The organism is Sphingomonas sp. Leaf38 (assembly GCF_001421825.1).
GTDB lineage: Bacteria > Pseudomonadota > Alphaproteobacteria > Sphingomonadales > Sphingomonadaceae > Sphingomonas.
This window is the reverse complement of sequence record NZ_LMLD01000010.1, coordinates 380224-392525: the sequence shown is the minus strand read 5'-3', so window position 1 is coordinate 392525 and position 12302 is coordinate 380224. Positions and strand designations below refer to the sequence as shown.

Here is a 12302-nt window from a genome sequence, read left to right as displayed (position 1 = left end):
CTGAAGGTCACAGGTTCAAATCCTGTCCCCGCAACCACTATACCAAATAGCCCCAGTCCAGCCGGACAGGGGCTTTTTTGCGTTCTGAACCCCCACTGCGTTCGATAACTGCGGTATCCGGTCCAGGTCGCAAACTACCGCAAACGGGTCTAGCTCTCAGCCGATCCCATGTCAGACGCCAACACCAGTGCTGTACGATCCGGGCCACGATCAAACCCCCGTGCGCGGCCCCATGCGGCAGCCGCCACTCTCCGATTGACGCCGATCTTGCTGTAAACACGAGCAACGTGATTACGCACGGTATTGCCGCTGACATTCAGCGTGCGGGCCATCGTCTTGTCGTCCATGCCCTCGCAGATCAATGTCAGCACTTCGCGCTCTCGGGGCGAGAGATCGTTCAACCCCGATGGAACGGTGCCACGCGATGGTCCGGTTCGAAGTGTCAGATTGTCCAATATCGCATGGCTAAGCCACTTGGATTCACAAACCGCAGCCTGAATCGCCGCCGCCAGATTACGCTCGTCTAACCGTCGTTGGGTGACGTCCTGAAACGTCCAGAGGGCATAGCTGTCATCGGCGACCATGACGTTGGCCTGTGAGACATGGCATTCGAGCCGCTGTCCACACTTGGCGAAGACGAAGCCGGATGCGATCCCCGAGGGCCAGATCTCGGTATCGTCGAGCGAACGACCAGCGAGCTCGCTGGGCGAATACCCAATCAGAGCGCAGAAACTCTCGTTTGCCATGCTCACTACGTTGGTGGCAGCATCGACTATGATCATGCACGCCGACGAAGTCGCGAACGCCGCTTCGACGCTCGTTCGATATTGGTCATGGCATCGTTCCGTCTCATGCCACGCCGCGACATCGGTAAGCGTGAACAGCATGCAGGGTTGTCCGGCGACGGTTACGGGCTGGCCTGTCACGATCACGCGCCGGCTGGTCCCGTCGGGCATCGCGATCTTGGCCTGGGTCTGCGGTATCGCTTGTGCGCCGATGAGTGCGCGCTTTACGAGGTCATAGTTTTCTACGCCCTCGAGAATGTTGCGCTCGTACATCGATCGGCGCAGCCAATCGCCGTCAGAGCTGTCCGTGAACGCAAGAAATGCCTGATTGACCATGATGTAGCGAAGGTCGCGCAGTCTGCAGACGATCGCCGGGGCGGGGTTTGACTCGATGGAGCAGTCGTATCGCGCATAACGATCGGGCGTATTCCAAACGGTGTCCGCCGGGGCGGGGTGGGGGCGTGTGAAAATATCCATGCACTCGTTCGTCATCGTCGTATCCTTCGTCCGGCGAAGATACGTCTCGGATTACGCAACTGCGAAGTGAATAGTATGTCATAATACGAATGTATCATTCTGATACTATCGAATTCGTATAGGAAGCCGCACAATCTGGGTGATGATTGGCGATTTGGGCTACGAGTGGAGATGCATAAGATCGTTCGGGTATTGCGCGTAATTGTAAGCCAAAACGGTTTTATTGGCTTTTCTGCGGGCCATTAAGTAAATTAGCCGGGGAATGATTAGAATATAGTCCTGATAGGACGGCCTCCTGATAGTCTACTGGCAAGGCAGTGCAAGCGTCGGCGATTATCAGGTCGATTGGGCCAAGGGCTAGGTCGGTGTCCAGAGGAACGCCAGGTTGAACGACACCGACAGCGAAGCCGGCGCTATCACGAAGATGCGTCGCGGTCCGCGGGTGAGGCGGTCGATGATACGCCCCGACGCGATCACTCCGCCGCCCAGGCCGATCACGATCGCGACCGCGTGCTAATCACGATCCGAGGCTGCGTCAGCTTGCTTTCGCGGATCGGGCCCATCGCCACGATTTCACCGCGGCCAGTAGGTCGCGCGCTGCGGCGCGCCGCTGCCAGACGCGGCGAGCGTCTTCGCGCACGAGGGCCTCGCCCCGCTGGTTATGCCCGCGCGCCGGCGCCGGGATGGCGATGAGGCCTCGCGTGGTGAACGTGCCGCGCCGGCCCCCGCGGCCGCGATCGATGCGCTGTCCTGTGCGTTCCAGCGCGCGCCCTTCCCGGACTGGGTGTCGTATGTCACGCCGGACCCTCGTCATCCCGCGTCATGTAACGGCGGTTGGGCGTGAAGGGCGTCGCGCTGGTTGCTCAGAGGTGGCACGGAGTCCGCCGTCCAGCGCTGGAGCCCGCACAAATCGCCGCGTCATGCCTTGAGGATCAGACCCTTGCGGTCCATCCACCAGCCGACCGCCCAGCACAGCATCGTGTAGGCGAGTGCACAGAGCAGCGAGCCGAACGCGCCGGGTGCGATGCGCTGAAAGATCTCGATACCGACCCAGCCGTACAGCCCGCCATCTTCACCGACGGGGATCAGGTTGATCGCGGTCACGAACAGTTCGGAGAACAGATAGACGGCGAGTGGATTGCGCCCGAGGATCGTGAAGAAACGCGTGCCGCGCTTCACCCCGGCGATCTCGATCAGCGCGATGATCCCCGCCAGCACGATGCAGTCGATGCCGATCGTCAGCAGCACGTACGAGCTGGTCCACAGCTTCTTGGCGAGCGGGAACCACGGCGACCAGGCCAGCCCGGCGAGGACGAACGCGACCCCGTACAGCGCCATCATGCGCACCGTCCGCGTCAGACCGGCACCGCGCTGCACCGCCAGCCCGACGAGATAGCCCGCCAGCACGTTGACGATCGCGGGGAGCGTACCGAGCAGGCCTTCGGGATCGAAGCCGCCATCCTTCTTGTACAGATGCCCAGGGCTCAGCAGCCACAGGTCGAGCTGCGTGCCGATCGTGCCGAACTTGTCGTACGCCATACCCGGCGCGGACAGGACCAGCAGGATCGCCCAATAGCCGAACAACAGCACGACGCCGGCAATCACGATCGCGCGCACGTCGAGCCAGCGCACCAGCAGCCCCGCGGCGACATAGCATAAGGCGAGGCGCTGCAGGACGCCGGGCACGCGGGTCAGCGCGCACGGGATCGGCGCCCAGCCGTCGTCGGTGCGCATGACGAACGGGAACCAGTACATCAGGAACCCAAGCGCGAAGATGATCGCGCCCCGCTTGAACAGCCGCGTGAGATACGGCGCGGTGTCGATCCGGGTGCGCGTGGCGAAGCTCATCGCGTTGCCCATCGCGAACAGGAAGCTCGGGAAGATCGCGTCGGCGAGCGTGAAGCCGAACCATTTGGCGTGGACCAGCGTGGCGTAGGCGGGGGCGCCCGGCCCGGCGGTGTTGACCAGGATCATCAGGAAGACGGTCAGTCCGCGGAAGACGTCGAGCGCAGTGAAGCGGCGTGGGCCGGTGGGGGCGAGTGTGTCGGTCATGGCTGTCCTGCGTCCGCGAGCAGCCTGCGCACGCCGGCGATCGGATCGGCCGGGCGGTGGCGCGGCCAGGTGCGGCCGTCCTTGAGCCAGGCCTGCTCCCACGCGGTAATCTTTGCGGCGGTCGCGGCGGTATCGAGCGGCTGATGCGACAGCACGGCGGCGCGCTGCGCGGCGAGGAAGAGTTGCCAGCGCGACAGATAATAGCCGGCGTAGAGCCCCTGCCACGCGCGCGAGGCGTAATCGGAAAGGTGACCCGCGCCGCCCCAGACGGTGACGACCGCCTTGGCCTGCTCCTCGAACGCGTCCTTCTCCGCGGGCGTGTCGCCGTAGGCGCGCGCATCCGCGATCCAGCTGCCGAGCGTCTCCTGCTGGTTGCCGATCAGCGCGTCGATCTGCTGCGCGAGGCGTGCGGCGGTGGCGGCATCGCGGTCGCCGGTGGCGATATGGCCGGCGGCGTAGGCAGCGACCGCGCTGCGCAGCTTCGCGTCGAGCCGCAGGGTTGCGTATTGGCGCGTGAAATCGACCAGGTCATAGGTCAGCAGCGGCGCGGGCTGGCGTGGGGCCGCCGCCAGCATCGCGGCGATACCGTCGCGCAGCGCCGCTTCGTCGCCGGGCGATGCCGGATAATCCGTGGCGATCAGCGCAGGGCGCTTGAACAGCAGATGCGCGCCCGCCATCTCGCGCCACCAGCGCGGCGTCCAATAGCGCGTGGCATAGGTGCCGGAAATCACCTTGCCCCAGCCGGCGACGAGCGCAGGCGAGGCCGCACCGTAGCGCGCGCGCGCATAGTCGGCGATCCAGTCCGTCACGGGGCGCTTCGCATCCTCCCCCCAGGCCAGATCATAGGCGTAGGCATAGACGACCGAGTTGCTGTGCAAGCCTTCCGGGAACATGCCGAAGCCGGTCAGGTTGCCCCGCGTCGGGCTGGTCGGCAGGCCTGCGAGATCGCGGCGGTAGAAATCCAGGTCGCCATAGACCGGGTTGCTGCCGCCGTAGTTGTGGACATAGCCATAGACCCAGCTCTTGCCGTCGAACGCGCCGCTGGTCTTCCAGATCCCGGGGTACCGATCGTTGCCGATGTCGAGCACCAGCATGCGCTGGTTCGGCACGCGGCTGAGAAACGCGCGGATCGCGTCGGGCGTCCAGAATGCCTTGTCCGCGCCGAACAGCCAGCCCTGCATCACCCAGGTCGCGTTCGGCGCGGCGGCGGTGACGGACTGGAACAGCTTCTCGCCATAGGCGGCCAACCGCGCGTCGCGCACCGCGACGGGCAGCGCGGCGGCCCGCGTCGCGGCGGTGTTGGCGATCCCGTCGCCATAATGCGCCGCGCTCGCATCGCTGCCGTCCTCGGCGATCGGCGGCACCATTTCGTTGAAGGCGTCGGCCAGGTAATAGTCGCCCGCGCCGTAGGTCTGCGTGTACAGTTGCGTGAAGCGCCGCGCGAGGACCGCGAACAGCGGATCGGACGGATCGAGCCAATAGGTGCCCGGGAACCCCTCCCACGCGCGCATCCGGTAGATCCGCGCCTTGGGATGCCGGTCGGCGAACGCCTTTGGCACATAGCCCGAGAACGCCGGCAGGATCGGCTTCATGCCGAGCGCGCGCATCCGGCCGAGGATGCGGCGTTGCAGCTGATGCTTCTTCTCGATCCACCCCGCCGACAGCGGCGCGCGGTAGCCCGCGATGTTGCCCATCCGCTGCCACGGCAGGAACGGTGCGGCGGACAGGCCGCTGGCGATGGCGGCATCATTGAGTCCCTGATCGCGCCACAAGGCGCGCCAGACATATTCCTGCCCCTCCATCGCGAGCGGCGTGTCGATGCCGCGTGCCGCCATCCAGTCGATCTCGTCCGACCAGCGACCCCAAGCCCACCACGGCGTGGTGTACCCGAACGTGCAGGTGTTGAGGTAGGTGCGCAGCGCGAAGGCGGAGGCGACCGGCCCGGTGTCGTCGGTTGGTAGACCGGTGAGCGGTGCGACGCGACGCCCCTCCCAGCTCAGCGACACGCGGCCTTGCTGCTGGAGATACTGCGTCGCGCCGTGCACGAGCGCGATCGCGGAGGACCCCTCGACCGCCATGCGTCCGTTGCGGACGCGCACCCGGTAATAGGGCTTGGCGGCGGGGCGGATCGTCAGCGCGATGCCGGGGGCGGCGATACCGAGCCGGCTGAGTGCGGCGCGCGCCGGATCGGTGTCGCGCGGCTGCCCCTGAGCGGCGCCGGCCGCCGTCAGCAGCAAGAGACCCTGGATGGCGAGGATGGCTGGTCTCTTCACGGCTGGCGGCGTCTCGTTTCGTTCGGGGTTAGATCAGAACCGTGCGGTCGCGGACAGATAGAATGTCCGGCCGGTACGGCTGGCGAGCTGGAACGTGTCCGCGTTGGTCTGATACGCGTCTTCGTGCGTGTTGTTCAGATTGATGATGCCGCCGGTGAAGCTCAGGAACGTGGTCGGGGTGAAGCCCAGCGCCAGATCCATCTGCGTGCGCGGGCGCACCGTGTGGATCTGGCCGCCATCGACGAAGAAGCTGGTCGACGCATCCTGCTTGTACGCACTGCGATGGTTCACCGAGAGACGGACGCTGAACATCTCGTTTTCCCAGTAGGGCGTCACGTTCCAGGTGAGCTTCGAAAGGTCGCGCAGGTTGAAACCCGTCCCGAGCGCGGGGGAGTCGGCGTCGACCACCGTGACGTTGCCGGTCGCACCAAAGCCCTTCAGCGGCAGGAATTCGTCGAAGCTCTCCGAGGCGGCGAATTCGACGCCCTTGACGTGGATGACGCTGTTGTCGTTCAGCTTGCGGCTGAAATTATAGTCGGTCGCGCCATCCGCAGACGCGCAACCGCCGACCTGGCCGTTCAACGTCACGCCGTTGAACGACGTCGGGCAGTAGAATTGCGTGAACGTTCCGTTCTTCACCGCCTTGTAGAAGCCGGCGATGCTGATCGAATTGCCGCGGCCGTGATAAAATTCGAGGCTGAGGTCGGCTTGATTTGCGGTCAGCGGCTTCAGGCGCGATTCGCCGTTCGACACGGACACGCTCGGACGGATCCCGGTGTTGTCGGTGAAAAAGGTGTCGGCCATCTGGGTCTGGCTGTTGAGCAGCGGACGCACCAGCACCTTGGCAACCGCGAGACGTGCCACGAGCCGGTTGGTCAGATCGAGCGCGAAGGACGCGCTCGGCAGGACGTTGCCATAATCCTGAAGCACGTTCTGCGTGCGGAGCAGTGGGGAGCCGCTGTCGGTACCCGCGGTGACGTTGGACGTGACGTTCTGGTGGGTGTGTTCGTAGCGGACGCCGACGTTGCCGCGGATCGACTTGCCGAACAGCATCGAGTCGAGATTGGCCATCGCATAGACGGCGGGAATGTAGCGGTCGACTTGATAGCTGTTCGCCCAGTCGCGGACGTCTGGAACGGTGATACCCTGCGCCGCGAGGATCGACTGCCACAGCGGTGCATTGGTCTCGACGAACGAGGTGGGGATACCGATCTTGCCGTCCAGGAAGTTCGTGACGCGAATGCCGGTCGTGCTGAGGTTCGGGATGACCGCATATTCAGGATACAGATCCGGCCGCGTCACGTCGGCGTCGCGGTCATGGCGAAAGGCGTCGGTCTGGAAGCTCTCGTGGTGATATTTCACGCCGAACACGAAGGACTTGACGCCGAACGACCCGATATCCTTGGTGACGTCGAACTGGCCCGATACGTCCTTGGCCATCTGAATGTGCGCGGCACCATCGACGAACGCGAAATAGGTGCGGTTGGCGGGGTTGAACAGCGTGCCGTCCCATACGCCGGGGTCGGTCGTGAATTTGACGTTGTTCGGGTTGGAGATGTCGAGGCTACCGCCCGCGGCCACGTTTGCGCCGTCGATCGAGGCGAATTCGCGCAGATCGGCATCGCCTCTGGTGTAGTGCGCGACGGCGTGGACGTTCCAGGTTTCTCCCGGCTGCCAGTTGACCGTGCCGGTATAGGCCTGCGTCTTGAGGTCGCGCGTTTCGGGTTGGTCGTTGTTGCCGACGCCGAAGTTGCTGATGTTGATCTTGTCGGCAACGCCGTTCGCGGTGCTGACGACCGTGATCTTGCTGGGATTGGTGGCATCGGTGGGGTTCCAGCGGCCGAATACCAGCTGTTGCGTATCGTAACGCGTGTCGTCCTTCGAATATTCGCCCTGCAGGAGCACTTCGACGTTCGATCGCGGCTTCCACTGGATCGCGCCGCTGGCCATCAGCTGCTTGCTGTCGCGATCGATGCGGCGCAGGCGGAAATTGCCGGGCACATAGTTGGTCGGATCGACGACGCCGGGATTGTACCAGTTTTTGACGAAGGCATAATCGCCGCGATCCGTCAGCTCCTGGTAGCTGACGTTCGCCATCACGCCCAGCGTACCGTCGAAGAAGCTGTCGATATAGGCGCCGCTGACCTTCGGCGTGATCTTCTTGCTGCGATATTCCGAATTATAGCCCTTCACACCGACGATGAAGCGCGGCCCCTTGTAGCCGAGCGGCTTCACCGTATCGATGTTGACCGTGCCGGACAGGCCGCCCGTGTCCATGTCGGCGGTCGGCGATTTCACGACCTGGATCGCGCTGGCGAGATCCGTCTGGATGATGTCGTAGCGGAAGCCGTCCTTGAAATCGGCGCTGGCGAAGGTCTGGCCGTTGATCGTCGTGCGGGCATATTGCGCGCCGAGCCCGCGAATACTGATCGTCGACCCGCGACCATTGATGTTCGACATCTGCACACCGGCGATGCGCTGGATTGCTTCGGTGACGTTCTGCGCGGGGAACTTGCCGATATCCTCGGCGGTGATGCCGTCGGAGATGCGGATATCATTGCGCTTCGCCTGGGCGGCCGAGGCGAGGCTCCGACGAAAGCCGGTCACGGTGATCTCTGCGGTGTCGCCACCATCGCTCTGGCCACCGGTCGCGGACGGCGTGGTCGGTGTCGGATCGCCAACGGGCGCGGTCTGTGCGCCGGCGGGCGTGACAAAGGCGAGGGCTGCGAAACAACTCGTCGCGAGCAGGCAAACTTTGGCAGAACCCTGTTCAAACGTGCGCTTACGGTACGTCATGAAAACCCCCTTAAAAAAAGCGATTAAGCGTGGCGCACGGGATTATTTGTCCGTTGTCGCTGCCGAAAACCCTGCGTTTGTAACGGGAGTGTCACGGATGTTGAGGGCCACTGTCAAGCGGCAAGAGAGACATAATCATAACATAGTGCGATAAGATGTTATTGATTGGTACGGTCTAGTACAAAAGCGTGACCGATCAATCGGATGCTCTTCACAGGGCGATTTCTGACGATGAACGGATCGTCATAATAGGACAAAGATCACAGCGTGATAGACCCTGCCATCGACAGCATCGCACCGAATCGTGGCGTGCCGGCTATCGGCGAGATCCACTGTGATCGTGACGATCGGCGCTTGCTGATGGGTAGGGGACGCGCGCAATCAAGCGTTAGCAAGCACGCGGCCAACGCTGCAGGACATACATATTAGATACCAGTGATACTATCAACGAGACCTCCCTTATTGGGTGTTTACCCAAAGGCTCATTTGAAGCAGCGGGCGTGTGGCCGCGGATGCTGTATTCCACCCCGGGTCGGTACCGGCAGGGGAGATTCCGGCGATCATGGCAGTGATCGGCCAGCGAACGCCAACATGGTGCCGGTGATGTACTGGCAGGTCCGATATGTCAGCGTGTCATTTCGCAAGCGCGCAAAAATTAGTCAGACCCGCATGCACTGGCGACTGGATCTCTTCGCTCCGGAACTGCGGCGCGGCGCGTGTTGACGCATCCGCACCGTCTTCGAGGGTGACCCGCAGCGCCGGATTGCACTGCGCAGATTCCGTGCGGCTCACCAGACCGCGACGCCGCGACTGAGACCGGTCGCCTCGCCGGCATCGGCCTGGAGCAGCAGCGTGACTACGCGCTCCTGCTCGCCGGCCGGCAGGGGGGCGACCATCGTCGCCTCTGCCGGATCGCTCTTCGTGGCGAGGTGCTGGCCGTCGACCCATAGTTCGGCGCGACCGATCACGCCTGCGAAATGCAGCGTGCCACCGCGTGCCGTGACATGCCGGCGAGGCACGAAGCGCCCCTGGATCACCGTGTAGGCGCGCCCGGTCTGCGCCTCCTCGAGCCGGCCGGTGCGGACATAGCTCAAGCCGCGCCATTGCTGCGTCGGGTAGATCGTCCGCGCGTCGGGCGCCTGAGCAACGAACGGCGTGCGCCGCCATTCGCCGAGATGATGGACGGAGGGCGTCACCGCGACGGCGCGACTCTGCGCAGCGACCAGCGGAAATGCCACGCGGGCAGCGGGCAGCCCGGCGACGCGCGCGGTCAGGACCAGGTGCTTCGCGCCCGCCGCGGATCTTACCAGCACCTGCGCGAAACCGTTGAACAGCTTGCGGGCGTTGCCCTGCTCCGGCGCGTGATCGTTGGGATCGCCATTGCCGACGCCGATGATCTCGCCGCCCTCGACTGCGAAGGTGACGGTGTCGTTCGCGGTCGGCACGTGGACGCCGCGTCCATCGATCAGGTCGACGCTGATCGGCTGCACGTCGGCCCCGTCGCCCAGCATCATCGGGCGATCGGGTGTCAGCCGGAGCGTGGCAGGCCGGCCTGCCGTCGTGACGCTGGCGCGGACGACTTCGCGACCGGCGCGATACCCGATCGCTTCGAGCGTGCCCGGCGCGAACGGCACCTGCCATTCGAGCGTCTCGAACGGCTTGCACAGCTGGCGACCGATCGGCTGGCCGTTGAGCGACAGCGCCACCGCCTCGACATTGGTCGGCACCATGACCTTGATCGGCTGGCCCTCGCGTCCGGCCCAGTTCCAGTGCGGGCCGATCGCCAGCACCGGCTCCGCGGTGATCCACTGCGCGCGCCGCAGATGATAGGCCATCTTGGCGAAGCCGCACAGGTCAAGGATGCCGAACGAGCTCGATGCCGCCGGCCATGGCAGCGGCGTCGGTTCGCCGTGATAGTCGAACCCCGTCCAGACGAAGGTGGCGGCGATGTACGGGCGGCTGCCGATCATCCGCCAGCTTTCGTGATGCGTCAGGCCCCATTCGGGCGCTTCGGTATCGTAGGAGGTCAGCACGTTGCGCGCGGTGTCGCTTGCCCATTCGCCGCGCGTCATGACCGCGCTGGTATCCTCGGTGCTGAGCAGCGGGCGGTCGGGGTGGCGCGCGTGGTAGCGATCATACCAGCCGTGCTTGTAGTTGAAGCCGACCACGTCGACCGCATCGGCGCCGTTGCGCGGCGTGAACATGCCGTCGTTCATCGCGGCGGTGACGGGGCGGGTATCGTCGAGCGCCTTTACGGCAGCAGCGAGACGGCGGACCATCTCATAGCCCTGTTCGCTGCCCTGCATCGGCTCTTCGTTGAGGACCGACCACAGGATGATGCTGGGCCGGTTGCGGTCGCGGCGCACCATCCATTCGAGGTGCGCCAGATATTCGGGGCTGGGATCGAAATGGCGGTTCTCCGCCATCACCAGCATGCCGAGCCGGTCGCATGCGTCGAGCATCCCGGCGTCGGCGGTACCGTGCGTGAAACGGATCGCGTTCGCGCCGATCTGTTTGAGGCGACGCACGCGCCACTCCATCAGCGCGGCGGGCACCGCGACGCCGACGCCGGCATGGTCCTGATGGATGCAGACGCCCTTGATCTTGAGCGGCGCCCCGTTGAGGTGGAAACCGGTCGCCGGATCGAACGCGGCGGTGCGGAAACCGATTTCGGTACGGCGGCTGTCGATCGTCTTGCCGCCCTGAATAAGCCGCGTGTGCAGCGTGTAGAGCGTCGGCGTGTCGGGGGACCACAGGCTGGGCCGTGCGACCGGCAGCAGCATCGTCGCGGTTGCAGTCGCGAGCGGGGCTGCGGTGGCGGCGGCGCTCGACTGCGCCAATGTGCGGCCGTTCGCGTCTTGCAGAACCGCTTCGAGCGTCGCCTGACCCTGCTCGGCGCCGGCATTGGCGAGCGTTACCGTGACCGGCACGTGCCAGCCGCCGCCCGACTGCGCACGCGGCGTGGCGTGCACGCCGTCGGTGGCGATGTGCAGCGCGGGCCGCACCGCCATCCAACAATCGCGGTAGAGGCCGGCGCCTTCATACCACCAGCCTTCCATGACATCGCCGTCGACGCGGATCGCGATGGTGTTGGGTTCGTCGCCGAAGCGGGCATAGGGCGTGAGATCGACGGTCTGCTGGACATACCCCGACAGGCTGTGCGCGACCGGCACGCCGTTGAACCAGACGGTGGCGTTGTTGGCCATGCCGCCGAGCTGCAGCTCGAGATACTGGCCGTGCCATGCCGTCGGCAGGACGACGTAGCGACGATACCAGCCAATGCCGCGACGGCGATAGCCGAACGCATCGTTCTGATCGGATTCGACCGGGTGCGCGATCGCCCAGTCGTGCGGCAATTGCACGGCGCTCCAGTCCGAATCGTCATAGTCCAGACCGGCCGCGCCCTGCGCGTTGCCCGCCTTGGTCGCGGCATAGGTCTGGTCGTTGCCCCGGACGGCGGGGACGGGGATGTCGCCTTCATGGAACAGCCAGCCATGATTGAGCGCAATCAGGCTCGGGTCGGCGGCGGCGTGCGGCGGCGGCAGGTGGCCGAGCGGGATCGGCATGTCGGGCGAGGCGAGTGTGGTGACGTTCGGGCTACCGCGTTCTGCCAGCGCCGGTTTGGCCAGCGAGGCGGCAAGCGCCGATGACGAGACGACGAACGTGCGGCGGTCTAGCATCGGGCCTCCAGGAATACATCTGTAATGCCAAAACAATACATCAACGCATCGGCCGCTCAACCCCACATTTCGCGCGATATCTGAGCATAGCAAGGGGAGGGATTAGGCTTAAGACGGCCGTGTCAGATCTTTGCCCGGCTGAAAAACTTGGACAGTCTAAAAGGAACACGGGGACTGCTGACACTGGTCTCAATTCGGTATCTGAATCGTACTGCCAGGCCAACCGTCCAATGACTTAC

Annotated in this window: 5 protein-coding genes; all 5 read right to left on the bottom strand. The window is 64.6% G+C overall.

The annotated features are described in order from the left end of the window. Positions 1 to 149: 149 nt before the first annotated feature. The 5 genes from ASE88_RS07335 to galA all read right to left on the bottom strand — a co-directional run bounded on the left by ASE88_RS07335 (position 150) and on the right by galA (position 12063). On the bottom strand, positions 150 to 1262 hold the full coding sequence (locus ASE88_RS07335) for a LuxR C-terminal-related transcriptional regulator (RefSeq protein ID WP_235527865.1): 1113 nt from the start codon (positions 1260 to 1262) through the stop codon (positions 150 to 152). Positions 1263 to 2180: 918 nt separating this feature from the next. Further along, the gene (locus ASE88_RS07330) at positions 2181 to 3314 is read right to left on the bottom strand and encodes an acyltransferase family protein (protein WP_056477095.1); all 1134 of its coding nucleotides are present in this window, start codon (positions 3312 to 3314) and stop codon (positions 2181 to 2183) included. Next, positions 3311 to 5587, bottom strand: coding sequence for an alpha-N-acetylglucosaminidase (locus ASE88_RS07325; RefSeq protein ID WP_082466355.1), 2277 nt, complete (start codon positions 5585 to 5587; stop codon positions 3311 to 3313). Before ASE88_RS07325 ends, ASE88_RS07330 begins: the two co-directional genes overlap by 4 nt. A 33-nt stretch (positions 5588 to 5620) precedes the next feature. Then, positions 5621 to 8383: a TonB-dependent receptor gene (locus ASE88_RS07320; protein ID WP_056477092.1), complete on the bottom strand. Its 2763-nt coding sequence runs from the start codon at positions 8381 to 8383 to the stop codon at positions 5621 to 5623. 788 nt (positions 8384 to 9171) lie between these two features. Next, complete coding sequence (galA, locus tag ASE88_RS07315; protein WP_056477090.1) at positions 9172 to 12063, bottom strand: beta-galactosidase GalA; 2892 nt, start codon at positions 12061 to 12063, stop codon at positions 9172 to 9174. Between the last annotated feature and the right edge of the window lie 239 nt (positions 12064 to 12302).

What these genes read in the sequence shown, in the direction of transcription:
- ASE88_RS07335 (WP_235527865.1), bottom strand. Translation starts at nt 1,262, where the DNA reads ATGGATATTTTCACACGCCCCCACCCCGCCCCGGCGGACACCGTTTGG.
- ASE88_RS07330 (WP_056477095.1), bottom strand. Translation starts at nt 3,314, where the DNA reads ATGACCGACACACTCGCCCCCACCGGCCCACGCCGCTTCACTGCGCTC.
- ASE88_RS07320 (WP_056477092.1), bottom strand. Translation starts at nt 8,383, where the DNA reads ATGACGTACCGTAAGCGCACGTTTGAACAGGGTTCTGCCAAAGTTTGC.
- galA (WP_056477090.1), bottom strand. Translation starts at nt 12,063, where the DNA reads ATGCTAGACCGCCGCACGTTCGTCGTCTCGTCATCGGCGCTTGCCGCC.